At 63.9% G+C, this 26,206-nt stretch carries 24 protein-coding genes and 1 tRNA gene; 6 read left to right on the top strand and 19 right to left on the bottom strand.

Annotation, left to right across the window (positions count from 1 at the left end; all coding sequences use genetic code 11):
• Positions 1 to 16: 16 nt before the first annotated feature.
• Complete coding sequence (glpD, locus tag ABZ728_RS07170) at positions 17 to 1,600, bottom strand: glycerol-3-phosphate dehydrogenase (RefSeq protein ID WP_366655412.1); 1,584 nt, start codon at positions 1,598 to 1,600, stop codon at positions 17 to 19.
• Positions 1,601 to 1,883: 283 nt separating this feature from the next.
• On the opposite strand from glpD, the gene ABZ728_RS07165 reads away from it, so the two are divergent.
• Entirely contained in the window at positions 1,884 to 2,693 is an 810-nt protein-coding gene (locus ABZ728_RS07165; RefSeq protein ID WP_366655411.1) for a DeoR/GlpR family DNA-binding transcription regulator, read from the top strand.
• A gap of 213 nt (positions 2,694 to 2,906) precedes the next feature.
• Here the strand turns inward: ABZ728_RS07165 and lepA are convergent, their stop codons facing one another.
• From lepA to ABZ728_RS07110, 11 genes are all read right to left on the bottom strand, one after another.
• The gene (gene lepA / locus ABZ728_RS07160) at positions 2,907 to 4,715 is read right to left on the bottom strand and encodes a translation elongation factor 4 (RefSeq protein WP_366655410.1); all 1,809 of its coding nucleotides are present in this window, start codon (positions 4,713 to 4,715) and stop codon (positions 2,907 to 2,909) included.
• Positions 4,716 to 4,823: 108 nt separating this feature from the next.
• Positions 4,824 to 5,387 (bottom strand): N-acetyltransferase, encoded by a 564-nt coding sequence (locus tag ABZ728_RS07155; protein WP_366655409.1) that lies wholly within the window; start codon positions 5,385 to 5,387, stop codon positions 4,824 to 4,826.
• Between the two features lie 221 nt (positions 5,388 to 5,608).
• Complete coding sequence (locus tag ABZ728_RS07150; protein ID WP_366655408.1) at positions 5,609 to 6,898, bottom strand: MFS transporter; 1,290 nt, start codon at positions 6,896 to 6,898, stop codon at positions 5,609 to 5,611.
• A 28-nt stretch (positions 6,899 to 6,926) separates the two neighbouring features.
• Positions 6,927 to 8,657, bottom strand: a complete 1,731-nt coding sequence (locus ABZ728_RS07145; protein WP_366655407.1) for a multicopper oxidase domain-containing protein — start codon at positions 8,655 to 8,657, stop codon at positions 6,927 to 6,929.
• A 113-nt stretch (positions 8,658 to 8,770) separates the two neighbouring features.
• Positions 8,771 to 11,179, bottom strand: a complete 2,409-nt coding sequence (gene pheT, locus ABZ728_RS07140) for a phenylalanine--tRNA ligase subunit beta (protein WP_366655406.1) — start codon at positions 11,177 to 11,179, stop codon at positions 8,771 to 8,773.
• 108 nt (positions 11,180 to 11,287) lie between these two features.
• Positions 11,288 to 12,367, bottom strand: a complete 1,080-nt coding sequence (pheS, locus tag ABZ728_RS07135; protein ID WP_366655405.1) for a phenylalanine--tRNA ligase subunit alpha — start codon at positions 12,365 to 12,367, stop codon at positions 11,288 to 11,290.
• Between the two features lie 228 nt (positions 12,368 to 12,595).
• The gene (gene rplT, locus ABZ728_RS07130) at positions 12,596 to 12,961 is read right to left on the bottom strand and encodes a 50S ribosomal protein L20 (RefSeq protein ID WP_366655404.1); all 366 of its coding nucleotides are present in this window, start codon (positions 12,959 to 12,961) and stop codon (positions 12,596 to 12,598) included.
• Positions 12,962 to 12,978: 17 nt separating this feature from the next.
• Positions 12,979 to 13,179 (bottom strand): 50S ribosomal protein L35, encoded by a 201-nt coding sequence (gene rpmI, locus ABZ728_RS07125; RefSeq protein WP_366655403.1) that lies wholly within the window; start codon positions 13,177 to 13,179, stop codon positions 12,979 to 12,981.
• 225 nt (positions 13,180 to 13,404) lie between these two features.
• A complete protein-coding gene (gene infC, locus ABZ728_RS07120; protein ID WP_366655402.1) occupies positions 13,405 to 13,893 on the bottom strand; it encodes a translation initiation factor IF-3 in 489 nt (162 codons plus the stop codon).
• Between the two features lie 142 nt (positions 13,894 to 14,035).
• Complete coding sequence (thrS, locus tag ABZ728_RS07115) at positions 14,036 to 15,991, bottom strand: threonine--tRNA ligase (protein WP_366655401.1); 1,956 nt, start codon at positions 15,989 to 15,991, stop codon at positions 14,036 to 14,038.
• A 264-nt stretch (positions 15,992 to 16,255) separates the two neighbouring features.
• A complete protein-coding gene (locus tag ABZ728_RS07110) occupies positions 16,256 to 17,515 on the bottom strand; it encodes a glycosyltransferase family 4 protein (RefSeq protein WP_366655400.1) in 1,260 nt (419 codons plus the stop codon).
• 101 nt (positions 17,516 to 17,616) lie between these two features.
• Between ABZ728_RS07110 and ABZ728_RS07105 the strand changes: the two genes are divergently transcribed.
• Positions 17,617 to 18,441, top strand: coding sequence for an alpha/beta hydrolase (locus ABZ728_RS07105; RefSeq protein WP_366655399.1), 825 nt, complete (start codon positions 17,617 to 17,619; stop codon positions 18,439 to 18,441).
• Here the strand turns inward: ABZ728_RS07105 and ABZ728_RS07100 are convergent.
• The gene (locus ABZ728_RS07100) at positions 18,431 to 18,739 is read right to left on the bottom strand and encodes a hypothetical protein (RefSeq protein WP_366655398.1); all 309 of its coding nucleotides are present in this window, start codon (positions 18,737 to 18,739) and stop codon (positions 18,431 to 18,433) included. The genes ABZ728_RS07105 and ABZ728_RS07100 overlap by 11 nt on opposite strands.
• A 205-nt stretch (positions 18,740 to 18,944) precedes the next feature.
• Here ABZ728_RS07100 and ABZ728_RS07095 point away from each other — a divergent pair.
• The 3 genes from ABZ728_RS07095 to ABZ728_RS07085 all read left to right on the top strand — a co-directional run bounded on the left by ABZ728_RS07095 (position 18,945) and on the right by ABZ728_RS07085 (position 21,260).
• Positions 18,945 to 19,036, top strand: a tRNA-Ser gene (locus ABZ728_RS07095).
• A gap of 150 nt (positions 19,037 to 19,186) precedes the next feature.
• Positions 19,187 to 20,386, top strand: coding sequence for an integrase arm-type DNA-binding domain-containing protein (locus ABZ728_RS07090; protein WP_366655397.1), 1,200 nt, complete (start codon positions 19,187 to 19,189; stop codon positions 20,384 to 20,386).
• Between the two features lie 124 nt (positions 20,387 to 20,510).
• A complete protein-coding gene (locus ABZ728_RS07085) occupies positions 20,511 to 21,260 on the top strand; it encodes an SDR family oxidoreductase (RefSeq protein ID WP_366655395.1) in 750 nt (249 codons plus the stop codon).
• Positions 21,261 to 21,517: 257 nt separating this feature from the next.
• Here ABZ728_RS07085 and ABZ728_RS07080 read toward each other — a convergent pair whose 3' ends face one another.
• A complete protein-coding gene (locus ABZ728_RS07080; RefSeq protein WP_366655393.1) occupies positions 21,518 to 22,063 on the bottom strand; it encodes a hypothetical protein in 546 nt (181 codons plus the stop codon).
• Between the two features lie 236 nt (positions 22,064 to 22,299).
• Positions 22,300 to 22,647 (bottom strand): hypothetical protein, encoded by a 348-nt coding sequence (locus ABZ728_RS07075; protein ID WP_366655391.1) that lies wholly within the window; start codon positions 22,645 to 22,647, stop codon positions 22,300 to 22,302.
• Positions 22,648 to 22,873: 226 nt separating this feature from the next.
• On the opposite strand from ABZ728_RS07075, the gene ABZ728_RS07070 reads away from it, so the two are divergent.
• Complete coding sequence (locus ABZ728_RS07070; protein ID WP_366655389.1) at positions 22,874 to 23,194, top strand: hypothetical protein; 321 nt, start codon at positions 22,874 to 22,876, stop codon at positions 23,192 to 23,194.
• A 35-nt stretch (positions 23,195 to 23,229) separates the two neighbouring features.
• Here ABZ728_RS07070 and ABZ728_RS07065 read toward each other — a convergent pair whose 3' ends face one another.
• The 4 genes from ABZ728_RS07065 to ABZ728_RS07050 all read right to left on the bottom strand — a co-directional run bounded on the left by ABZ728_RS07065 (position 23,230) and on the right by ABZ728_RS07050 (position 26,205).
• The gene (locus ABZ728_RS07065; protein ID WP_366655388.1) at positions 23,230 to 24,060 is read right to left on the bottom strand and encodes a DNA adenine methylase; all 831 of its coding nucleotides are present in this window, start codon (positions 24,058 to 24,060) and stop codon (positions 23,230 to 23,232) included.
• Positions 24,061 to 24,131: 71 nt separating this feature from the next.
• A complete protein-coding gene (locus ABZ728_RS07060; protein ID WP_366655386.1) occupies positions 24,132 to 24,662 on the bottom strand; it encodes a glycosyl hydrolase 108 family protein in 531 nt (176 codons plus the stop codon).
• Positions 24,663 to 24,704: 42 nt separating this feature from the next.
• Entirely contained in the window at positions 24,705 to 25,085 is a 381-nt protein-coding gene (locus tag ABZ728_RS07055) for a hypothetical protein (RefSeq protein WP_366655384.1), read from the bottom strand.
• 49 nt (positions 25,086 to 25,134) lie between these two features.
• Positions 25,135 to 26,205, bottom strand: a complete 1,071-nt coding sequence (locus ABZ728_RS07050) for a contractile injection system protein, VgrG/Pvc8 family (protein WP_366655382.1) — start codon at positions 26,203 to 26,205, stop codon at positions 25,135 to 25,137.
• Position 26,206: the final 1 nt, after the last annotated feature.

Raw genomic sequence — 26,206 nt, 5'->3', positions numbered from 1 at the left:
TCGAATGCCGCCCGTATCAAGCTGGCCGGTGGCCGTTGGTCATCCAGTCGTCTATGGCGGCAATCTGTTCCGGCGTCAGCTTCAGGCCGAGCTTCGATCGGCGCCACACCACGTCATCCGCCGTGCGCGCATATTCGCGCGCCATGAGCCAGCGCAGCTCGGCCTCGGTCAGCGTGGCGCCGAAGTCCCGTCCCAGATCGTCGGCGGACCGGGCGTCCCTCAGGATGTCGCGGGCCTCGATTCCGTAGGCGCGGACCAGCCTCAGCGCCCAGAAGTTCGACAAGAAAGGATACTCGCGCTTGAGGTCGGCGGGAAGATCCTTTGCTTTCTCAACCGGAAATGCGCCGCCCGGCAGGGCAACGCCGGCTGTCCACGGTGCGCCGATACGCGGAAAATGCGGGGCAATCCGCGCCAGCGCTGCTTCGGCCAGCCGGCGATAGGTCGTGATCTTGCCGCCGAAAACGTTGAGCAGAACGGGTCCCTGCTCGTCGGTCGACAGGACGTAGTCGCGCGTTGCCGCAGTTGCCGATTTCGCACCATCGTCATACAGGGGCCGCACGCCGGAATAGGTCCACACGATGTCGTCGCGGGTCACCGGCTTTTTCAGGTAGCGGCTGGCGAAGTCGCAGAGATAATCCTGCTCCTCCGGCGTGCAGACGGCGTCTGACGGGCTGCCATGGTGTTCCTGGTCGGTGGTGCCGATCAGCGTATAGTCGATTTCATAGGGGATGGCGAAGATGATGCGCCCGTCGGTGCCCTGGAAAAAGTAGCACTTGTCGTGATCGAACAGCCGCCGCGTCACGATGTGCGAACCCCGAACCAGACGGACCCGCTCGCGTGACTGCACATGCAGCCGGTCGGCAAGAATGTCGCCGACCCAGGGACCGCCGGCATTGACCAGACCGCGCGCCTCAATGTGTTTTTCGACCCCGTCGGCGCCGGTGACGGTGATCCGCCAGAGATCGCCGTCGCGTCGCGCGCTGGTGACCTCGGTCCGGGTCATGATCGTGGCGCCGCGTTCGGCGGCATCGCGGGCGTTCAGGACCACCAGGCGGGAATCGTCGACCCAGCAATCGGAATACTCGTAAGCGCGGACGAACTGGTCCTGAAGCGGTGCCGCCACCGGATCGGTGCGCAGATCGACCGTTCGCGTCCCGGGCAGCAATTCACGGCCACCCAGATGATCGTAGAGAAACAGCCCCAGCCGGATCAGCCAGGCCGGTCGGCGTCCCCGCATCCACGGCATGATCGTCGAGACCAGCCGCGACGTTGGCGTATCGCTGTCGAAGCGCATTCCGGGGTGGAATGGCAGCACGAACCGTAGCGGCCAGCTGATATGCGGCATGGCGCGCAACAGGGTCTCGCGCTCCATCAGGGCTTTGCGAACAAGACCGAACTCGAAAAATTCCAGATAGCGCAGACCGCCGTGAAAAAGCTTGGTCGATGATGACGACGTCGCCTGAGCCAGATCGCCCTTTTCGGCCAGCGCGACCCGCAGCCCGCGACCGGCGGCATCGCGCGCGATCCCGCAACCGTTGATCCCGCCGCCGATGACGAGGAGATCGTAAATGTCGGGGTCAGCTTCCGACGGATTGGCCACTTCTTCCTCCCTATTCTCGACACAATGTTCCCCAGCGATGACGATATGTCAAGCTTGATGTTCGGTTTTGCGCGATAAAGCGTCATTTAGGTAACGAAGAGCAGATATTGCGCCCCGCGCCATCCGCCTCGGGACGTGCGAATCCTCATAAGCGGGGACGGCAATTTGGCTGTTTCGGGAGCGATAGATGTGGTAATCGGATTGGCATCATTCCCCTTCGGTCTTGCAACAGTGCTGAGCGATCGATGGCGTGATGTCGTTTCTTCGGTCGACTGACGGGACAATGGCGCAGATTTTCAGACACCAGGAGATTCTCAAGCTCGCGCGCGAGCAGGGCAACGTGGTCGTTGAGGATCTGGCCGCCCATTTCGGGGTCGCGCTGCAGACGATCCGCCGGGATCTGACCGAGCTCTGCGATGCCGGCAAACTCACCCGCGTCTATGGCGGCGCCATCCTGGCTTCGGGCGTTAGCAATATCGGCTACGAGGACCGGCGCGTTCTCCACGCCCGCGAGAAAGAGAGCATCGCCGCCCGGGTGGCGGCGGAAATCCCCGATGCGGCCTCGCTGTTTCTGAATATCGGCACGACGACAGAGGCCGTCGCGCGGGCGCTGCTGAACCATCGCAATCTACTGGTGGTGACCAATAACCTGAACGTGGCCAACATCCTCGCCTCCAACGAAACCGCCGAAGTCATCGTCGCCGGCGGCGTCTTGCGCCGCGCGGATGCTGGCCTGGTCGGCGATGTGACGCTGGAGATCGTTCAGCATTTCAAGGTGGATATCGCCGTAATCGGCACCTCGGCTCTGGACGAGGAGGGTGATCTGCTTGATTTCGACTTCCGCGAGGTGCGTGTCAGCCAGGCGATCATCCGCCAGGCGCGCCGGACATTCCTGGCCGCCGACACCTCGAAATTCGCGCGGACGGCGCCTGTGCGCATCGCCTCGCTGGCGGATGTCGATCTCTTCGTCACCGACGCGCCGCCGCCGGTGCCGGTGGTGGAGCGATGCCGCGAATGGGGAACCCGGATCGAGATTTCCGACGCCGCGCGTGAGGCATCCCCGGACGGCGCGGCAACAGCCGAATCGGCGTGATCGAAAGGCGGCTGCGGGTCGCTTCGCCCGAGACTTGGGGGCCCGGTTCGCGTCTCGCGCTCTGGAAGTTGCTGCTGCCGAGATCCCGGGTTGGCAACGCGTCACTTCGTGCCGCGCAGCGCCCGGGAATTGGACCGGGTGGGACGCGCCGACCTACCTGATCGCCTTTGACTTGATCAGGGGCCTCGATCCGCAAGAGCCCGGTTCGCGTTTCTACTCGTCTTTCATCTTCAGAGCAGCAATGAAGGCGCTCTGCGGTATCTCGACCTGTCCGAACTGACGCATCCGCTTTTTGCCCTCCTTCTGCTTTTCCAGCAGTTTGCGCTTGCGGCTGACGTCGCCGCCATAGCACTTGGCGGTCACGTCCTTGCGCAGCGCGGAGAGCGTTTCCCGGGCAATCACCTTTGACCCGATCGAGGCCTGAACGGCAATCTTGAACATCTGTCGCGGTATCAGGTCCTTGAGGCGTTCGCACATGCCGCGCCCGCGCCGTTCCGCCTGGCTGCGGTGGACGATCATCGACAGTGCGTCGACCGGCTCGGCGTTGACCAGGATCGACATCTTGACCAGGTCGCTCTCGACATAGCCGTCCATCTGATAGTCAAAGCTGGCATAGCCGCGGCTGATCGATTTCAGCCGGTCGTAGAAGTCGAACACGACCTCGTTCAACGGCAGTCGATAGACCAGCATTGCGCGGCTGCCGGCATAGGTCAGTTCGACCTGTTCGCCCCGGCGCTCCGTGCAGAGCTGAAGGATGCCGCCCAGATACTCGTCCGGCAGCATGATCGTCGCCTTGATCCACGGTTCCTCGATATGGTCGATCTGCATGACCTCGGGCATATCCGCAGGATTGTGCAGCGGCTTCATCGTCCCGTCGCGCATATGCAGGTGATAGACCACCGACGGCGCCGTAGTGATCAGATCCAGCGCGAACTCCCGTTCCAGCCGTTCCTGAATGATTTCAAGGTGCAGCAGGCCGAGGAAGCCGCAGCGGAAGCCGAATCCCAGCGCCGCCGAGGTCTCGGCCTCGTAGTGGAAGCTGGCATCGTTGAGCGCCAGCCGCCCCAGGCTTTCGCGCAGGCGTTCGAATTCGCCCGCATCGGCCGGGAACAGGCCGCAGAAAACCACCGGGACCGAAGGTTTGAACCCCGGCAACGCCTTGTCGCAGCGGCGCTTGTCTTCTGTCAGGGTGTCGCCGACCTTGGTCTCGGTGATGTCCTTGACGCCGGCGGTGATGAATCCGATCTGGCCCGGCTCCAGCGTTTCCGTTATCACGCCCTTTGGTGCCATGAAGCCGACGCGGTCGACCTCGTGGACGGCGCCCGACCGCATGAACAGAATCTTTTGGCCGGCCTTGAGAATGCCGTCGATGACCCGCACCAGAACGACGACGCCGAGATAGGGGTCGTACCAGCTGTCGACGAGCATCGCCTTCAGCGGCTTTTCGCGATCGCCCTCGCGCGGGGGTGGGAGCCGATGGACGATCGCCTCAAGCAGGGCATCCAGACCCAGCCCGGACTTCGCCGAAATCTCCAGCGCGTCATGGGCTTCCAGACCGATGACGTCTTCGATCTGTTGCTTGATTCGCTCCGGCTCGGCCGCCGGCAGGTCGATCTTGTTGAGCACCGGCACGACCTCGTGGTCAGCCTCCAGCGCCTGATACACATTGGCGAGCGTCTGCGCCTCAACCCCCTGGCTGGCGTCGACCACCAGCAGCGATCCCTCGCAGGCGGCGAGGCTGCGGCTTACCTCGTAGGAAAAGTCGACATGGCCCGGCGTGTCCATCAGATTGATCTGATAGGTCTCGCCGTTTTGAGCCGTATAGGAAAGCCGGACGGTCTGCGCCTTGATCGTGATCCCGCGCTCCCGCTCGATATCCATGCTGTCGAGCAGTTGCTCTTTCATCTGACGCTGATCGAGACCGCCGCATTTCTCGATCAGGCGGTCGGCGAGAGTCGACTTGCCGTGATCGATATGCGCGACGATGGAGAAATTGCGTATGTGGTCGAGCTGGGTGCCCATTGGATATCAGTCTCATCTGTCCTGTGCCGGCGCGACCATAGAGACCTGCGCGCCCGACCGCAACGGTCGCCGATGCCGCGTCGTTCCCGAATGGCGCGATTCTTTCGCTCAGGCGTCCAGCGCGCTGGACATCGGGTGCTGTCCGATCGGGCCCCCGGCCGGCGCGATCGTTTCGCCGCGGGCATCCCAGCGGCGCACCGGACCGGCCATGCCCTTTAACGCGCCGGGCGCAAGGGCCGTCAACTGCAGCCGATCGGGATTCTCGTCAGGCATGTAAATTCCATGGGGCGCGGCCGGGACGAACCCGAATCGCGAATAATAGGGCAGGTCGCCGACCAGCAGCACGATTTCGTGTCCGGCTGCCGTCGCCGTTTCCAGCGTGCTGAAGACCAGCGCCGCACCGACCCCGGTGCCCTGGCTGTGATTTGCCACGGCAAGCGGCCCCAGAAGCAGGCCCGGGTGGCCATCCGCGCCGATCCGGATCGGCCAGTACCTGATCGATCCGACCAGACGGTCGCCATTATGTGCCGTCATGGAAAGACCGGCGATCGGATCGATGCCGTCGCGATAGCGGTACGACGTCTTCTGCGAACGGTCCCGGCCAAAGGCCTGGTCGAGCAAAAGATTGATGGCGTGGTGGTCGTCGGGGGATTCCGGCGCGAGCGTAACCATGGAAATAGACCTGTTTTCGGCTGATCGGCAACGTACCGCCGACAACCCGTGCGCCATTTATCAATATGGGCGCGGGGTGCCGACATTCAGACGGGCGGTCTGGGACCGTTGTCCGTTCGTCGTCGCGAAAAAGGTTGGCCGATGCTGGTCATACTATTTCAATCGCGCGGATCGTCCCGGATGTCAAGGTCCGGAACTGTGCCTTGGCGGCTGTTTTCAGGCTATTCCTCGAAGCGCGGTACGCCGGACATCTGCCGGCTGCCGGCGTCATCGGCCGTGGCTGTCATGGCAGCCGGTTCGAGCACCAGCGCGATCAGGACGATCAGGACGGCCGCCACCATGATCGACAGCACGTTCAACCCGTTCCAGCCGAGCAGGCCCAGACCGACGGCCGGCAGCAGGGCGCCGGCGGCCGACGCGATCGCAACCACGAACTCGTTTACGCCCTGCGCTGCGAAACGGTCTTCGCCGCGCACCGAACGGCCGACAAGATAGCTGCCGCCGACATAGAGCGCGTTCCAGGCGAGGCCGAGCAGAACCAGCGAGACGGCAAATGCCGCAACGTCGGTGTCGATCATGGCTACGAGTGATGCCAGAATCTGCAGTACACCGCCGAGCATCAAAAACGCCCTGATGCCGATCCGTTCGATGACCATGCCGGAAAAGAACGACGGGAAGAACATGCACAGGACATGGATCTGGATCGAATAGCTGATGGCGGCAAAGCCGTGGTTGTGGCCGTCCATGGCCAACGAGGCGGCAATCATCAGCAGGTTCATCAGACCGTAGCTGACAGCCCCGGACAGGACGGCGATGGTGAACGGATTAATGCCGAGCAGTGCCGCACGATCCGGAGTGGCGGCTGCGGGGCCGCCACGCGCCCCGGCGGTCCCCGTTCCGCCGGTCCCGGTGGTATTTCCGGCGGCCGGTGTCATGCGAACGGCGCCGACCACGAGCAGTACGGCGGCGGACACCACGCCGATGCCCAGATAGCCGGCGGCGAAGACCGGCATGGCCAGTAGATCAGGCGCCTCGCGGGCGATCAGCGGGCCGAGGATGGCCCCGAACACACCGCCGAACATGACGAGCGACAGCGCCGTGCTGTGCAGATCCGGCGCCGTGTAGTCCAGAACGGCAAAACGGTAGAGGTTGACGGTGCCCAGAAACAGCCCGAGCAGGGCATGGGCGGCGCAGAGCAGCCAAAAGCTCTCGACCGTTACTGCATACCAGCCGACAATGCCCGCCAGCATGCCCAGCATCGCCGCGACCCGAAAAACCGGCTTGCGCCCGAAACGCCCCATCAGACCGGCATTCAGCGGCGCGGCCAGCATCAAGGCAGCGAACTGCAGGCCATAAGGAACGGTCGCGAGGCCGGACGACGGCGCTACCGACTGACCGGCCAGCGCGCCGATGTTCACCGCCACGACGGCGACCGTCAGTCCCAACCCCTGGCACAGGCACAGCATCCAGGCCGACAGGGGAAGGGACCGCAGTTTCGAAATGAACATCATCGGCAGGCGTGTTCCCCTCGGCGACCCCTCAATTGTCGGCCTCCTCGGCCCGCTCGTCGCGGGCGAGGACCTCGATCGGCCGCATCATGTCATTGTCCTCGTGATCCAGCAGATGACAATGAATGACGTACATGCCGGGAAATCCGTACCACCGCATCGCGATCCGGGTGACATAGCCGAATGGCGCCAGCGCGACGTCCTTTGGGCCCCGTTCGGTGGCGGCCGGGGGTTCGGCGGCGTCGAGATCCAGATAGCTGTCCAGCGGCTGTAGCGTGCCGGCGTCGCGGTCATCGATATAGGCCTGGGCGCCGTCTTCGGTGAATGGCACGCGCTCGACGATGCGATAGCTGATCAGGTGGATGTGGAACGGATGGGACTCGTCGGTCAGGTTGATCAGGTTCCACATCTCGGAGTCGCCCAGACGCGGTTTGATCTCGACGGGCGCGTCGAAATGCTTCTGGTTGATCAGGAACAGAAAGTCGTCGCCCTCGTCCAGGGTGATGTCGCGTTCGACCGATACCTCATCCAGGATGCGGGCCAGTTCGCCGTCGTCGGGGACCGGATGGGCCGGAATGCGGCTGTCGTCCGGATCGTCGGCCGCGTCGGCGACCTGGAACTGCATCATATGGGGAAGGTCGACATCGCCGCCCCGCCCCTGGCCGTCGCGCTGCGGGCCGAAGCAGGACGTCGTGTTTTGCAGGACGATGTCTTCGCCGGCATGATCGGTGAAGTCGATCACGATGTCCGCCCGCTCGGCCGGGGCGAGCAGCAGCGACGATGTTTCCACCGTTTCGGCGAGGAAGCCGTCATCCACACCGACCAGATGGAACGGCAGGCCGTTGGACAGCGCCAGTTGCTTGATGCGGAAATTGCTGCCGTTCAGAACGCGGAACCGGTACCGCCGGGGCTCGACTTCAAGGAAGGGAAAGATCGCACCGTTGACAGTGCCGAACTCGCGGCAGACGCCGGGATAAACGAGTGTACCGTCGGCGGCGACGTTGCGATCCTGAAGCACCAGCGGAATTTCGTAGTCGCCGGTCGGCAGATCGAGTTCGGCCTCCAGTTCGCTGTTGCGCAGAAGATAGAACCCCTCCAACCCCGCATAGACGTTGAGGCGCGTATTGCCCATGGCGTGGTCGTGGTACCACAGCATCGAGCCGTCGCCCTGTTCGTCGAGGTTGGGATAATGGTAGCGGGCACGGTTGCCGGGCGCCCAGGTCCAATCGGGAAAGCCGTCCGAGGCGCTGGGCGTGATGCCGCCGTGAAGGTGAACCACGGTGCGCGGTGTGTCGTCGGGCACATGATGGCTGGCGGAAACCGGCAGCCAGTCCGGATAGTGTGGCGGCAGGTCGTTCACCCAGTCGACATAGATTTCATCATTGATCGGTATGTCGAAGGTCGGTCCCGGCCAGACGCCGTTATAGCCGAACACCGGCGTCGGCGGCAGATCTCGGTGGATCTGCTGATCGACCATTTCCATGGTGATCTCGTAAAGCGGCCGCCCCTCATGCGTGCCGACGGGCGCGGCCGCCGGCGGGATCGGCAGCGGGTCGACGAATGGTTCGAGATCGTCCTGAGACAGAGCGTGCGACGGCGCGTCGCCGGACATATGGCCGGCATGGCCGTCGGCAACGCCCGCGCCGTCGCCCGGCGCTGTTGCGCCTGCTTCAGATGTCGCCGTCTCCGCTGCGGATGCACCCGCAACTGTCGCGCACAAGAACGTCAGGCCTGAAAAGGCCCGAAGGAAGTCCGATTTCATCGACCGCATGGTCCGCCCCAGCCTGTTGATTTGATTCGCCCTATCGTAGCAGGGCCGGGGCGCCACTGTCTGCGGTTGTGTCGCCGTACAGGTTTCCCGGTCAGGTCCCCGGATCAGGAACGAAGACGCCCGCCTGTTTGCTTTGTCACCGCAGCAACGATCTTGTCGCTGGCGGCCTCGATTTCCTTTTCCGTCAGCGTCGCCTGGGTCGGCTGCAGTCGCACGGTGATGGCCACGCTTTTCTGCCCCGGTTCCAGACGGTCGCCCTGATAGACGTCGAAGATGCCGACATCGGTGATCAGCACCTTGTCCGCCGCACGGGCCGCGCGGACAATCTTTTCTGCCGGTACATCCGCGTCGACGACGAAAGCGAGGTCGCGGTCCACCGGCTGATAGGCCGACATCGCCACCGGCGGCCGCGCGGCGCCCTGCTGCTTGCGCTTGGGGGCAGGGACGGAGTCGACGAAGGTTTCGGATGCGGCAACCGGTCCCTCGATATCCAGCGCTGCCGCCACTGAGGGGTGCAACTCGCCGAAATGGGCCAGAACGGTCGGGCCGAGCCTGAGGCAGCCGGACCGGCCTGGATGGTACCAGGACGGCGCGTCGGCGCTGACCTGAAGGTTGGCCACCGGGGCATCGAGCAAGGTCAGCACCGCGATGGCGTCAGCCTTGGCGTCGAAGGCGTCGACCGCCCTTGGCGTTGCGGCCCAGTGCCGGGGGCCGGTGTGGCCGGCGCGCAGTGTCGTTGCCGTCTGGATCTGTCCGGCATCCGAAGCGTCCCTGAACAGCGGGCCGACTTCGAACAACGCCGGGTTTTCCTGACCGCGGTCGATGTTCTTCGCCGCTGCGCGGACCAGATTGCCGACGACCGACGGGCGCATGACATCGAGATCGGCGGAAATCGGGTTGACCAGACGCATCGCTTCGTCGTCGAAACCGAACAGCCGGGCATCGCGCTCGCCCATGAACGACCAGGTCACGGCTTCGAACAGGCCGCGGGTCGCCAGCATCCGGCGAACACGTGCGATGCGGCGCTGACCCTCGGACAAAGCCGGCCGGGTTATGACGTGAGGGCGGGGCAGGGGCACGACGGGGATTTGATCGTATCCGGTGACGCGCAGCACTTCTTCGACCAGATCGGCTTCGCCGACGACGTCGCGGCGCCAGCTCGGCGTCGTAACCGTCAGTCCGTTAACGGAAGCGGGTCTGACGTCGAAACCCAGCCGCCGGAGTACGTCGGCCTGCTGGTCGGCTGGTACATCGCAGCCGCCGAGCGTCGCCGTACGGTCGGAACGCAGGGTGATGGTTCGGCGCAGATCGGGTACGTCGCCCGCGATCATGGTTTCCGAAGCCTCGCCGCCGCACAGGTCCAGGATCATGCGCGTGGCGTCTTCGATCCCCGGCAGCACGGTTTCAGGGTCGACGCCGCGCTCGAACCGGTATCGCGCGTCGCTGTTGATCTGCAGCGCCTGTCCCGTCCGCGCGGTCGCCGCCGGGTCGAACAGGGCGCACTCCAGCAGGATATCGGTCGACTGCTCGTCGACGGCAGTGGCGGTGCCGCCGACGATACCGGCCAGCGAGACGACGCCGCTGTCGTCGGCAATCGCGGTCATGCCGTCGGCCAGCCTATAGGAACGGTCGTTGAGCGCGTCGAGCGTTTCACCGGCGCGGGCGGGGCGCAGGACCAGATTGCCTTTGACCTTTCCGGCATCGAAGACGTGCAGCGGCCGGGCCTGGTCCATGGTGAAGAAATTGGTGATGTCGACCAGCGTCGAGATCGGGCGAAGGCCGACCGACCGCAACTTGTCCTTCAGCCATTGCGGGCTTTCGCCGTTGGCCACGCCCCGAATCCGCCGCAAGGCGAAGACCGGCACCGCCTCTTTCATCTCCGGCGCGATGGTGACGCCGACAGGGCAGGGGCCGGCGGTCGCGGCGACGGCGTCGCCAACCATCGGTTTCAGCGTGCCGAAACCGGCCGCAGCCAGATCGCGGGCAATGCCGCGGACGCCGGCGCAGTCGGCGCGGTCGGGGGTCAGGCCAATCTCGATCAGTGGGTCGTTGAGGCCGGCATAGTCGGCATAGGGCGTGCCGACCGGCGCATCGACCGGCAAGTCAACGATGCCCTCATGGGCGTCGGACAGGCCGAGTTCGCGCTCCGACAGCAGCATGCCGTTGCTTTCGACGCCTCGGATCTTGCTTGGCTTCAGGGTCATGCCGGTTCCGGGGACGACCGTGCCCGATGGTGCGAACACGCCGATCATGTCCGCGCGCGCGTTGGGTGCGCCACACACGACCTGGACCTGGTCGCCCCGGCCGTAATCGACCCGGCATACCCGCAGCCGGTCGGCGTCGGGATGCTGTTCGCACGCGGTTACCCGGGCGATCCGGAAAGCCGCGAGTGCCCGTCCCGGGTCGGTCACGTCCTCGACCTCAAGCCCGAGCGCGGTCAGCGCGGTGGTCAGCCGCTCAAGATCGGCATCCGTATCGAGATGATCCTTCAGCCAGGACAGGGTGAATTTCATCGAACCGTTCCGCGATTGTGAACAAGCGTACGCCCGTCGTGTGGTCGGCGGCGCTCAAATGAAGGGGAAAGGCGGCCCAGGCGGGGCCGGCTGCAAAATCGGTGCATCTCAGGCGGTCAGGCCGGCGGCCAGCGACGGTGTGGCCAGGGGCACGAAACCGTAGTGGCGCAGCCAGCGCAGATCCGCCTCGAAAAATGTTCTGAGATCGGGAATGCCGTATTTCAGCATCGCGATCCGCTCGATCCCCATGCCGAAGGCGAAGCCCTGGTACTGCGTGCTGTCCAGTCCGCAATTCTCCAGTACCTGCGGGTGAACCATGCCGCAGCCGAGTATTTCCAGCCAGTCGCCGTGATTGCCCAGCTTGAGTTCGCCGCCGGAACGGTCGCAGCCGATATCGACTTCGGCCGACGGTTCGGTGAACGGAAAAAAGCTCGGCCGGAAGCGCAGCGGCAGGTCGTCGATGCCGAAATAGGCCCGGCAGAATTCGACCAGGCAACCCTTCAGGTGGCCCATATGGGTGTTGGTGTCGATGACCAGCCCCTCGACCTGATGAAACATCGGCGTATGGGTCATGTCGTAATCGGAGCGATAGGTCCGCCCCGGCGCGATGATCCGGATCGGCGGCTTGCCCTTCAGCATGGTACGGACCTGAACCGGGCTGGTATGTGTGCGCAGGACGCGGCCGGCATTCGCCCCGCCCGACGGCGGCATATAGAAAGTGTCCTGCATCTGCCGTGCGGGATGGTCTTCCGGCATGTTCAGGGCGGTAAAATTATTGAAGTCGTCTTCGATGTCGGGACCCTCGGCGACGGAGAATCCCATATCTGCGAAGATTGCCGTCAATTCGTCGATCGTCTGGGTGATCGGGTGTATCCGGCCTGCCGGCTCAGGACGCGGGGGCAGCGATACGTCGATCCGCTCGCGCTCCAACCGGGTCCGCAGCGCCTGCTCGGACAGGGCCGTCTGGCGTTCGGCGATCGCCTCGGCCACTTCGTCCTTGATCCGGTTCAGCGCCGCGCCGCGTTCCTTGCGGGCCTCGACCGAGAGCTCGCCCATCGATTTCATCAGGGCGGTGATGGCGCCCTTTCGGCCGAGTGCGCCGACCCTTGCTGCTTCCAGGCTGTCGAGGTCGGCAGCGTCGCGCACCCGGGCCAGCAGATCGTTGCGTAGTGTGTCGAGGTCTTCCATCCGGCATCATCCCATCCGGCGTCAAATCGGTGTCGGCGCCACCGTGCGGCTCGTCCGGAGTACCGGCGGCACGCGGTTCATGGCCCGCATAGACGCGTTAAAGCATGCGGAGACCGGAACGAGAACGATCAGGGGCGGGAGAGACAGACACGAAAGGGGCCAAACCCACGGCTTGGCCCCTCGTCGAAAGCGTCCCGTCATTGAGAGCGCCCGCTCCGGTTTCCCGAATCAGGCGGCCTTGTCGCGGGCGGCCTGGGCCTGTTCGACCAATGCCTTGAAGGCTTCCGGCTCCTTGACGGCCAGATCGGCAAGGACCTTGCGGTCGACTTCGATGCCCGCCGCCTTCATGCCGTACATGAACTGGCTATAAGTAATGCCAAGTTCGCGCACACCGGCGTTGATCCGCTGAATCCACAAGGCGCGGAAGGTCCGCTTCTTGTTGCGCCGATCGCGATAGGCAAACTGTGCCGCGCGCTCAACCGCCTGATTCGCGATCCGGAATGTGTTCTTCCGGCGGCCGCGATAGCCTTTGGCGGCATCGATTACTTTCTTGTGGCGGGCGTGGGTTGTTACACCCCGTTTCACACGTGCCATTTATAAGGTCTCCTTCGTCACGCGTTCGGCATCATGAACCGTTTGACCCGGCGCGCATCCGCGTCGCACATGATCTTGGTCCCCTGGTTTCGTTCCTTGGCCGACTTGTCCTTGGAAATCAGCCGGTGGCGACGATACGCGCTGTTGAAGCGGACCTTTCCGGTGGCGGTCAGTGTGAACCGCCCCTTCGTGCTGCTCTTGGTCTTCATCTTGGGCATTTTCTCGTCCTCGTCTGACGGTATCACATGGGTGGTCGGGCATGCCCTGGCATTCGGAAACGTCACCGTTCCACAGCCGAGCCACGCCACCCGGTTCGCGAGCGCGCCTTATAACCGTCCCCAGGCTACAAGGCAAGCCCCGTCGATCTTCGCCATTCGTCAGGCCCCACGGATCCGGTGGAACAGATTCCAGGGTCGGGTTCCGGGGCCGGAATGGCGAACCCGTTAACGGGGCGAAAGCACCATGACCATCTGGCGCCCTTCCATTTTCGGCATCTGCTCGACCTTGGCGATTGGATCAAGTTCGTCCCGCACCCGGTGCAGAACGCCCATGCCAATGTCCTGGTGCGCCATTTCACGGCCACGAAACCGCATTGTCACCTTGACTTTATCGCCATCGTCGATGAAGCGACGTGCGTTGCGAAGCTTGATGTTGTAATCATTGTCATCGATATTTGGTCGGAGCTTAATCTCCTTGACCTCGATAACCTTCTGCTTCTTGCGCGCCTCGTTTTTCTTCTTCTGCTGCTCGTATTTATACTTGCCGTAATCGAGCAGTTTGCAGACCGGCGGCTCCGCGTTGGGGCTGATCTCGACGAGATCGAGACTCGCCTCCTCGGCCGCTGCGAGCGCCTCGCGGATATGAACGACACCCACGGCTTCGCCGTCGGCGCCGATGAGGCGAACGCGCATGGCATCGATCTGACGGTTCACCCGTGGTCCCTCACGGGACGGTTGGGTGTTCTGAGGTCCTCTGGCTATGGAAAACTCTCCTGTGTCGGTTTAAGACGGTTGGCCCCGGCCGTAAGGGCCCGGACGGTTGAAACGACAAACACCGCTAACCCGAAATCTTCCATCAAGAAGAGATCGGGCTGCGCGATTCCTGACCAAGTGTATTCACAACGTCTTCCAGAGCAAGGATTTCCTGCGCTTTGCCACCAAGACGGCGCAGCGCGACGGTCCGTTCCTCGGACTCCCTCTTGCCCACGACCAGGATCGCCGGCACTTTCTGAAGGCTGTGCTCGCGCACCTTGTAGTTGATCTTCTCGTTGCGCAGGTCGATCTCGGCCCGCAAACCGGCGCGGCGCAGCGACTCCAGCACCTCGCGGGCGTAGTCATCCGCCTCGTTGGTGATGGTGGCGACGACCACCTGCAGCGGCGCCAGCCACATCGGGAACCGGCCGGCATAGTTTTCGATCAGGATGCCGATAAACCGTTCCATCGAGCCGAGGATCGCCCGGTGCAGCATGACAGGCCGGTGCTTCTGGCTGTCTTCGCCGATGTAATTCGCGTCCAGACGTTCGGGCAGGACGAAATCGAGCTGCAGCGTGCCGCATTGCCAGGACCGGCCGATGGCGTCCTTCAGGTGGAATTCCAGCTTCGGTCCGTAGAACGCGCCTTCGCCCGGCTCCACCTCGAAGGGGAGCCCTGCCGCAACGACGGCGTCGCGCAGGCCTGCCTCGGCCTTGTCCCATACCTCGTCGGACCCGGCGCGAACCTCGGGCCGGGTCGCGAGCTTCACCTTGACTTCGTCGAAGCCGAGATCCTTGTAGACGGTCTGCAGCAGATCGCAGAACGCCACGCTTTCGGGCGTGACCTGATCGTCGCGGCAGAATATATGGGCATCGTCCTGAACCATCTGGCGCACGCGCATGATGCCGTGCAGGCTGCCCGACGACTCGTTGCGGTGACAGCAGCCGAACTCCGCCATGCGGATCGGCAGGTCGCGATAACTCACCAGGCCCTGCTTGAATATCTGAACATGGGCCGGGCAGTTCATCGGCTTGATCGCGAGCACGCGTTCGTCTTCGTCCGCGACCGTAAACATGTTGTCGCGGAATTTTTCCCAGTGGCCCGATTCTTCCCAGAGCGAGCGGCTGATCAATTGCGGCGTGCGCACCTCGCGATAGCCCGACTGCTCCAGCCGGCCCCGGATGTAGCCTTCCAGCGTCCGGTAGAGCGTCCAGCCCTTGGGGTGCCAGAAGATCGAACCGACGGCTTCTTCCTGAAGATGAAACAGCTCCATCTCGCGCCCGATGCGCCGGTGGTCCCGCCGCTCGGCCTCGGCGATCTGTTCGAGATGGGCGGCGAGTTCCTCTTCGTTGCGCCAGGCGGTACCGTAAATCCGCTGCAGCATCGGATTGCGGTGGTCGCCGCGCCAATAGGCGCCGGCCAGTTTGGTGAGCTTGAACCCCTTGCCGATCCGTCCCGTGGAGGGCATGTGCGGCCCCCGGCAAAGGTCGAGCCACTCACCCTGACGATAGATCGAGATCGGTTCTTCGGGCGGCAGGTCCTGGATCAGTTCGACCTTGAACTGCTCGCCACGGTCGCGGAAAAAGGCGATGGCAGCGTCGCGGTCCCACACTTCGCGTGTGAAAGCCTCATCGCGGGCGATGATCTCCGCCATCTTCCGCTCGATCCGGGGGAAGTCTTCCGGCGAAAACGGCTCTTCGCGCGCGAAGTCGTAATAGAAGCCGTTTTCGATCGACGGTCCGATCGTTACCTGTGTGCCGGGAAACAGCGACTGGACGGCCTCGGCCATGACATGAGCCGTGTCGTGCCGGATCAGTTCCAGCGCGTCTTCGCTGTCGCGGGTTACGATTTCGACAACGGAGTCGCGGTCGATGACGGCATCGAGATCGGTCAGGCGGCCGTCGATCTTGACGGCGAGAGCCTTCTTCGCCAGAGACTTGGCGATGGAGCCGGCCAGGGTCCGCCCGGTCACCGGGCCGTCGAACGTTCGCTGTGCGCCGTCGGGCAGGGTGACGACCACGGCGCCGCTGGCGGCGTCGGGTTTTGTGGCGTTTTCCATGGACTCCAAGGCCATCGTTGATCTCGCAAAAGCTAGGGTGACAAATCGTCGTCAAAAGTGAATGCCAGTGGCCGCCGATGCGCATGGCAGATGCGAAAGGTGGCCGGGCAGCGTAGGCTGTGCGCCCCTCGTGTCAAGTCGTCCGAACGGGTATCGGCCGCCTTTGTCGGTCAGCCGCAACTAACAGCGGAAACCGGCGGCGACGGCGCGTACTACCATACTTAATGGCAGCGGCCATCAATCCCAACACCCCATCGCCGCCCCTCATGGCGAATCGGTGGATTGATCGCCCAGTTCGAGCCATGGCGTATGGGCGGTGACTTCGCCGTAAAGGGCCAGTGTCCGGGTCGCCATGCGTTCGCGGGTGAACCGGCCGTGGGCGTTCTCGATCGCCCGTGCGGCCCAGATCTCCCGCTCGGCCGGTGAAAGCGACAGTGCCCGCGTCAGGGCATCGGCCAGTGCCTGTGGGTCATCCGGGTCGACCAGCCATCCGGTTTCCTCGTGGACGACGGTTTCCGGCGGTGCGCCGATCCGGGTCGCGATGACCGGCCGGCCAAGGGCCTGCGCCTCGACGATGACGCGGCCGAATCCCTCCGGCTCGACCGACGCATGGACCACGACGTCGGACAGCTTGTAGGCGGCCGCCATGTCGTCGCAGTGACCGGCAATCTGGACGACGCCAGTCAGGTTCAGCTCCGCGATGGTCTTTTCCAGCTCGCGGACGAAACCGGTCCGACCCTGGTCGTCGCCGACCAGAAGAATCCGGATATCGTCGCGATTGAGCAGCGCCGCCGCACGAATCAATGTCAGCGCGCCCTTCCAGCGGGTCAGCCGTGCGGGCAGCAGGATCACGAATTTGTCGTCGGGCAGGCGCCATTTGGTGGCGAGTTGGATGGAGCGTTCCGGGCTGACGGCATCGGGGCGGAAGACGTCGGTGTCGATCCCCCGGTGGATTACGCGAATTCGGGCCCAGTCGGTGCCATAGACGGTGCGGATATGCCGGGCGACATAGTGCGAAATGGCAATCACGCGGTCGCCTCGGGCCATGACGCTGTTATAGAGCCGCTTTGGTCCCCGGTGGCCGTTGTAGACGCCATGGAAGGTGGTCACGAAGGCAACTTCGCAGCGCTGGGCCGCGAAATAGGCCGACCAGGCCGGAGCGCGGCTGCGGGCATGGACGATATCGACGCCCTGGTCGCGTATGATTTCCTCCAGGCGCCGGATGTTGCGGAAGATCGTCAGCGGTGCCTTGCTTTTGACCGGAAGGGTGATGTGGCGGCCGCCAAGGCGCGCCACCTCCCGCTCCAGCCGTCCGCCGGACGATACCACCAGAGCCCGTCCACCGGCGCGGGTTATGGCACCGACCATATCGACGGTGCCGCGCTCGACTCCGCCGGTATTGAGTTCCGGGACGACCTGCAGCACGGTGGGACCGCCCGCCCCGAGACGGTTTTGCATGGCAAAAGGGTCGGCGCCGGGGTCTTCGGAGATACCGAACAGTCTTGGAAATTGATCGGGCTTCATGCCACCGCCATCACACTAGGCTTCTTGTTTAGAGGATTCGCCAGCGCGAAACAATATTCCCGAATGGGATTACCACGACCAATGGCCGGAACCACATAGTCATGCGCAATTTCTGCATCGCACCATCCGGCACGGCAGGACTTGAGACGTCCGGCCGGCTGGCGCGGGAGGCCACGAATTTCATTGCCTGGTCAAGGCTGGAGCCGCGCGTCGACGGGGCGCCGACACTGGTCTTTCTGCCCGGCTTCCGGTCCAGTATGGACGGGCAGAAAGCGCTGACGCTGCGCGATCGGGCGGCGACGCTTGGCTGCGGTTGCCTGCGGTTCGACTACTTCGGCCATGGCCGCTCGACTGGTGAACCGATGGACGGCACGATCGGACGCTGGCGCGGTGATGCGCTGGCGGTGATCGACGCGGTGGCGCCGGCCGAGGCGAAGGTTGTTCTTGTGGGCTCGTCCATGGGCGGATGGCTCGCCCTGCTGGCGGCAGCAGCACGGCCGGCTCGTGTTGCCGGCATCGCGACCATCGCGGCGGCGCCGGACTTCACCGTCGATCTGCTGCCCGCTCGCCTGACACCGGCACAGCGCGCCACACTCGATCGCGACGGTCATGTGTCGCTGCCGACGCCCTACGGGCCGGACCCGTATCCCGTCAGCCGGGCGCTGCTGACAGAAGGCGGCAACCACCGCGTTCTGGCACCGAACAGCACGGTGCTTGAGACCATCGCGTGCCCGGTGCGCCTGATTCACGGCATATGCGACACGGATATCCCCTGGCAGCGATCGGCGGCCCTGACGGAAAAATTGAGCCACGCGCCGGCCCGGCTGAGGCTGGTCCACGACGGCGACCACCGGCTTTCACGCCCCGTCGATCTCGGCCTGTTGGGCGCGACGGTCGAAGATCTCGTCCGGCTCGTCAGCCGATGAAACGGGTCTGACGGCGCCGGCGGAACAGGAAGAGGAAAATGATCCCGAGACCGAGAAAGATGGCGCTGGCGGGCCACAGCAACAGTGTGACGATGACCGGGTCCCAGATTTCCGGCAGCAGGTAGCGCTGGATGAAGGCCTGGGTGACGCCGATGCTGCCCCGGTCGATGTTGAACCAGAGCTGTCCCGCCGAAGTGAGCGTAAACGCGCCTTCGTTGGCCCAGGCCAGAATGTCCAGGGCGAGGACGACCAACGCCAGAAGCACGAAGATCCAGCCGATGAAGCGTCCGACGATCATATTGCAGGGTGTCCCGGGAGAATTCGTGGCAGATCGAATGATGCAGGAGTGTAGCCCTCGCCATTGGGACGGATGCAAGCGCGCGGGTCAAGAGATGTTTGCGCCCGTTAACGTATCAATACCTCCGAAACGGCGGGGCCGGTTCGCCGACCGCGACAATGCGCTTGCATCGGCGCCGTCAGATGATTAGGTTCCCGCTCGCTGCGGAGAGATGGCCGAGCGGTCGAAGGCGCACGCCTGGAAAGCGTGTATACGGTTTACGCCGTATCGAGGGTTCGAATCCCTCTCTCTCCGCCAATACTCCTTTTATTGACATCTCGGAAAAGCAGAAAACGCCCAGAAATCAAGGCGTTAGCGATGGCGTTTGTCTACGTCGACCCATCGTGATTTACTGCGAACGCGTGTCAGTGTGTACAACAACATGTACCATGGATCTGGGGGGTCGGGATGGCGGCGACGGGCAAGCTGTCCGCGCGAAAGGTGGCGACGGTCAAGGAGCCGGGTCGTTATGGCGACGGTGGGAACCTCTGGCTCAATGTCGGGCCAACCGGGGCGAAGTCGTGGCTGGTCCGATATCGGTTCCAGGGCCGGGCCCGCGTCATGGGCGTCGGTTCGGTGGATCTGGTGTCGCTGGCCGAGGCGCGCGAAAAGGCACTGGCCGCGCGCAAGCTGCTCGCCGGCGGTATCGATCCCATGGACCATCGGAAGCGCCAATTCGAAGCGTCGGCCATGGATGCCGCCCGGGCGATCACATTCGAGACAGCCGCCGAATCCTATATAGAGGCACACGAGGCTGCCTGGCGCAATGGCAAGCACAAGGGCCAATGGCGATCGACGCTGAAGACCTATGCCTATCCGGTGTTCGGCGACAGGCCGGTGGCTGACGTCGATACCGACCTGGTGCTAAAGGCAATCGAGCCGATCTGGTCGAGCAAATCCGAAACCGCAAGCCGGCTGCGTGGCCGCATCGAATCGGTATTGGATTGGGCAACGGCTCGCGGCTATCGGGAGGGCGAGAACCCGGCCCGCTGGCGCGGTCACCTTCAGAACATCCTGCCGGCCAAGTCGAAGGTTCAGAAGGTCGAGCACCACGCGGCGCTACCATATGCCGAGTTGCCGGCTTTCATGGAGGCGCTGCGCGAACAGGTGGGGACCAGTGCCCGGGCGCTGGAGTTCGCGATCCTGACCGTCGCCCGGACGTCAGAGGTCCTCGGCGCGACATGGGATGAGATCGATCTCGATCGCGATGGCGGCGCCGTCTGGACCATTCCGGCCGACCGGATGAAGGCCGGCAAGGAACACCGCGTCCCGCTGCCGCCAGCAGCCGCCAGGATCGTTCAGGACATGGGCACCATGTTCGGCCGGACCGGCTATGTCTTCCCGGGCCAGCGCAAGGGCAAGCCGCTCAGCAACATGGCGTTCCTCATGCTTCTCCGCCGGATGGGTCGGGGCGATCTGACGGCGCACGGGTTCCGATCGACGTTCCGGGATTGGGTCGCCGAGACGACCAGCTACCCCTCCGAAATCGCCGAACAAGCACTCGCTCATATTGTCGGGTCAGCGGTCGAGCGGGCCTATCGGCGCGGCGATGTCTTCGAAAAGCGGCGGGCGTTGATGGCGGATTGGGCTCGATCGGTTAATCAATAGAGAAGCTTGCTCTAGCATCGCCTATTTTGGAGATGGGTCGGTTCGATCGCAAGAAGTGGAGAGGCTGCCGGAGAACGACCGGATATCTTGCTGCCGTGAACGAAACCAAAAGGATACACGGCACATGACTACACTCGACGGCAAGGTTGCCATTGTCACCGGCGCATCAACTGGAATCGGACGTGCGATCGCGTTGATGTTCGCCGAACATGGCGCAGCGGTTGTTCTGACCGCACGACGCGAAGCTCAGCTCGAAGAGGTCGCAGACGTCATCCGCAGCAAGGGCGGCCAGGCACATGTATCTGCTGGCGACATTGGCAGGACGGAAACGCACGAGCAATTGGTCACTGATGCGGTGCGCGAATTCGGTGGCCTCGACATCGCCATCAACAATGCGGGCACGGTGGGACCGCTCGGACCGCTCGCCGAAATCTTGCCTGAAGACTGGCAGCGAACGCTGACCGTGAATCTGACGGCTGCGTATCTCGGGGCTCGCAGCCAGATACCCGCCATGCTTGAACGTGGCGGCGGGTCGATAGTGTCCACGTCCAGTTTCGTGGGGACGAGCGTCGGCCTTCCCGGCATGGCTGCCTATGGAGCATCGAAAGCCGGTTTGATGGGGTTGGTGAAAGGGATAGCGGCGGACTATTCCGCCCGGGGCATCCGTGCGAACGCACTTCTGCCGGGTGGCGTGGATACCGAGATGGCAGGCGATCAAGGCCAGAAGGATTGGGCGGCTGGTCTGCATGCCATGAAACGGATTGCTCAGCCTGACGAGATCGCATCCGCCGCCCTTTTCCTCGCCGGCCCCATGGCAAGCTTCGTTACAGGCTCAGCTCTGTCGGCCGACGGCGGCAACGCTGCTGTAAAGTAAGAAGCGCGCCGAGCAGTGCGAACGTCGTGGAGGTAGCGCCGAAACTGTGCCTCCAGAGCGGCCCTGGATCTAACCGGTCCAGGTCACTGTGGGAGCTGCGCCTCAACCAGTTCGCGCACTCCCGCTTCGGACAATCCGAGCCGCCGGGCGGAATCGGGGACATGGTCGAGGACGTAGTTGACGGCCTCGGCCGTGGCCCGGCTGCGGACGTCGATGTGGCGATGCGCTCGGCCTTGCCGCAGGCTTTTGGCGTACTCTCAGGACGCCCGAGACGCTTGCAATATTGACAGGACTCTAGTCAACTCCATGTCGCTTTTCTCCCTGACAGCCTTGCTCCCAGAATTAATGATTGCATACCCGAGATCATCATTCCGCATTTCCCGCAACTCACTAGCAATTTTACGAGAGTTTTCGAAACTATCTCTCTTAGTCACATAACTGTAATGAATAAAATGAATATATGATCTCTGTTCCGGAGATAAATGGTGACGACCTCCCGGGTCACGAGCAAACTCGTTCTCATATCTATATCCAATCTCCTCAAAAACTCCAATTAGAAATAAATTGCACACTAAATTATAATCATCATCGTTAACTTTATCTATATGCGGTATAGACATTAACTCATTGTTCGCAATTATCTGTCCACCTTCATGAATTATTTTATACATTATACCTTTAATTCTATTTTCATAATCGGCTTCTTCTGACTTTTTCTTTTTACTCATAAACAACCGTCTAACAGAATCTCTTAGAGAGCGCTGAAGTAACATACCATTTAAATTGGCCGGCATTTCATTCATAGCAACCACATCCTAGCTATTCATGAACGACAATCGGTTGGATCTTGAGCATAAGAACTTCAATTCCAAAACAGCTCCCTCAGAACTTAATTTCGCCGCAATGCCCAAAGAAGTAGTTTGATGATCCGGTCGGTCAGTGCGAGGGGATTTGGATCGAGAATGGCATGAACAGCGAGTTTTGGGTCGAAAAATACCACAGGGGCTGACTAGTGTCAGCCCCGGCAACCTCTGATAATTTACCCTTCCAGCCGCGCCTCGACCATCTCCCGAACCCCGGCTTCGGACAATCCGAGCCGCCGCGTGGAATCGGGGACATGGTCGAGGACGTAGTTGACGGCCTCGGCCGTGGCGCGGCCGCGGACGTCGATGCGGGCGATGTCTTCGCCCTTACCGCGGGCATTAGCGATCGCACGTCGGGCGCCCCAGGACGCGGCTTCCTGGACGCGGCGGGCGAGGGTATCCTCGACCCGCACGCCGACCAGCTCGCCTGCGCGCTTGATCAGCCAGCCGGCCGCGGTGCTGACGCCGGCGACGCCGAGCGTGATGGCGAGATCGATGACGGGAGTCAGATCGATTTCGGTCATGGTCTTTCCTTTCGAGTTAATACTTCTAGATGAGGCTTCGGGACAGTAGGCCGCCGGCAGGCATACTCATCGGCGAGCCGGCGGCGTGGTTGCTTCCGATGATTGTGGTTGGCGGCGGGTGCGATCGGGGTTATAGGGGGCGACAGATGGCCGATCGCCTTCGATGGCGAGGCCTGCCTGGGCATGGCCATCGGCAGTCCCCGTCACCCCAACGATCGAGGTAAGGATGAACTGTCGCCGCGGACCCTCCGGGCGTGATGGCCTGCCCTGTGGCGGCGACGTGGCCCGGTTCGATGGTCTCGGCGCGGTCAGGATCGGCGGCGAGACGGTCTATTTCGACACGCAGCGCCGTCCGATCCGGGCCGGCGACCGCGTCGTCGCGAGCATTCGTGTCGGGACCGACGAGACGACGGTGCTTTGTGTCGGTGATGCCGTCGACGGAGAAGCCGGAGCGGGCGAGCCAACCGATATCAGGATCATCGGCGGCGGCGTGGCGTCGGGCCAGATACTCGGCCGCCTGGTCCCTGCGCTTCAGGTCATCAAGTAGGGGTTCCGGTTCGTCGAAGTCTCAGTGTGGGACGGTCAGACATTGCTGATGATCAGCTCGCGCGCCGGCGCGGTACTGCCAGTCGCCTTGACGCTGTAGCGGGTGGCGACCGTTTCCTGCTCGAAGCCGGCGAAGATCTCGCGCAGCGCCGGCCTGTCATTGAGGGACAGAAGGAACCGGCCCTTGATCGTGGCCAGGATTTCCGACAGCCGGGCGAAGTCGTCACGGCCGAACATCCCCTTGCCGTAATCCGTCTCGCAGCCCCAGTACGGCGGGTCGAGATAGAACAGCGTGCCCGGCCGGTCGTAGCGCGGGATGAACCGCTCATAGGGCAGACATTCCACCGTCACCCCGGCGAGCCGGGCGTGGACGTCCTCCAGCATCGGCCCCAGCCGGGTCAGGTCGAACCGGCCGGGCCTTTCCGGGGTAACACCAAAGGTTCGCCCCGCAACTTTTCCCCCGAAAGCGGTAGCCTGGAGGTAGAGGAACCGGGCCGATCGCTCCAGGTCGGTCAGGGTCTCCGGGTCTGTGGCGGTCAGCCGGTCGAACTCGGCCCGGGTCGTGATCTGGAACCGGATCATGTCGCGGAACGCCGGATAGTGACGCTGGATCACTCGGAAGAAGGTCGCCACGTCGCGGCTGTAATCATTGATCACCTCGGCCTTCGGGGCCGAACGGCGGCGCAGGAACACACCGGCCATGCCGACGAAGGCCTCGGCATAGGTGGTGTGGGGGATCGCCTCGATGCGCTCGGTCAGGCGCCGGGCAAGGTTGCGCTTGCCGCCCAGATAGGGCGCGACCGGCAGGGTCGGGGTGACCGGCCGCATGTCGTCGAAGGCGGTATCGCCGGTGGCTTCGGAATTCATGGTCTTCTCTTGGGTTCAGGCACAAAAAACCCGCCGAAGGGCGGGCGGATGATTGGTCGTGAGGAAGGGGCTCAACCGGCGACAGCGATGGCTTCGGCCGCGCGGCGGGCGGCGACGGTGCGGCGCGCCCAGCCGAGCCCGAAGGTGCCGAAGTGGCCGAGCTGGCCGTAATAGTGCAGCCGCCTGGCGGTGATCTCGTCCAGCGTTGCCGGGTCGTCACCTTCACGGCGGGCATAGCTGATCGTTTGCGGCCCGATCTTGCCGTCGACGATGGCGCCGACCGTCTGCTGCAGGATCCGCACCGCCCGGTCCGGGCCGGCATTGACGCCCATGTCGAAGGTGATCAGCGCCAGTGCCGGCGTCAGCTCGTCGCCCAGCACGGCCTGCCAGTAATCGTCGCGATAGATCGCCCGGACGGTGGCGGCCGGGATCGCCTTCAACTCGTCGACCGTCGGCGTATGGTGACCGTGCCGGCGCGCCCACCGGCGGAAGGTGGCCAGCGTGATGCCCTGGTTGGTGGCGCCACCCGGATCTTCGGGGTGGTCGACGAAGCCGCCCTCGTGCTCCAGGACGAAGGCCAGCGCGGAATCGAAGGGGGTCATGGTGGATGATCTCCTGTTGCCGTGGGGAATAGGGTTCGGGCCTCAGCGCAGCATTTCCTGCAGGCCGAGAATCATGGCGGTGATGGTGCCGCCGATCAGGGTGGTGAGAATCGCGCGGCGGGTATGACGCCCGACCGCCTCGTGGGTCTCGCGCTGCCGGCGCAGGAACTGCCGATCCTTCTGGTATTCCGGATCCGACGAGCGCAGGCGGGCCTCGCGCAGCCAGTCGGCATCCTGACGGACCGAGCGCGGGTCCTGGGCATCGAAGCCAAGCCGCTCCAGGACGTCGGCGACCGCCCGCCGGGCCGTCGCTTCGGCGGTCTCCTGAACGATGCGGTGCAGATAATCCTCGCTCAGCTGGGCTGCGGGCATAGGGGGAACGTTCGGCCGGATCTCGGCCGTCGCGGAATCGCTCGCCGGCATGGCGGCCTCCTTTGTGGTGTGGATGGCTATCGGGTGGGGTCGGTGTTGTTCAGAGTGCGTCGGCCGGGCCGGTGGGGGCCGATCGCACTAGGGCGGCCACGTTGCCCTGTTCGGGCTGTTCTTCGGCGGCGATTTCGGTGGTATAGCCGTCGCTGCCGATCCGGTGGTTGACGCGGGTGATGCGCCAGCGCAGCGGCACGCCCGGGCGCCAGCCGGTGAGCGTCAGACGCGCCTCGGCCTGGATCTCCGGCCGCCCGGCCATCGACAGCGACAGTTCGGATTTCGAGCGCGCGGCGCTGTTGCTCTGGCTGGCCACCGCCGCGCGGGCGGCGGCTTCGGATTCGTGCAGGGTGGCGATGTCCTCGAATGGCTCCCGGCCGCGATCGACCGACCGGCGCTCGCCGGCTTCGTCATCCCACCACCAGGCGCGGACGCCGCCGCCGGATCCCTCGGCCGAACCCTTCTCGCGCCGGGCCGCATGGCTGTACGACCAGGTGTCGACGTCGCCGGGCGCCAACGCGGTCCCCGCCAGCGGTTCGCCGGTGACGGCCGAGGCGTTGCCGCGCCGGGCCAGCACCAGATAGTCGCCCAGCGGCCGGGCAACCGCGTCGTGATCGCGGGCCAGCCGGTTCAGAAACGCCAGATCGGATTCCGCCTGCTGGTCGGCATGGGCGATTGGCAGCGCGTCGAGATCGGCATCGACCCGAGCCTCGAGCTCATGACCGGCCGCGACGGTGCGGGCGATGTCGCCCAGCGTCTGCCGGTGCCAGGACCGGGTCCGGCGGGCGCGGATCGGTCCGGCCAGGGCGGCGGCCGTCGCCCCGATGTCCAGCACGGCCGGCGGTGCGGACAGCTCGCGGTCGTCGACCTCGTAAATCCCCATGCGGACCAGGCCGGTCTCGCGATAGCCGATCGAGACCGTCAGCCGGGTGGCTATCGCCGGCAGCGCGGCCACGGTGCCGTCGGGATAGGGCCGGTCGTCGAGCACCAGCGCCAGGCGGTCGGACTTGTCCTCGGCCTCGTCGGTGATCTCCAGGCTGATCAGCCGGTCGCGCAGGCGTGCGGTGACGTCGACCGAATCAGCCTCGATCCGGAAGTCGGGTGTCCAGTGGGTGGGCATG

It is taken from the genome of Fodinicurvata sp. EGI_FJ10296, assembly GCF_040712075.1.
Classification (GTDB): domain Bacteria; phylum Pseudomonadota; class Alphaproteobacteria; order DSM-16000; family Inquilinaceae; genus JBFCVL01.
Note: the sequence above shows the minus strand (reverse complement) of the source record. Positions and strands in the feature narration are given on the sequence as shown.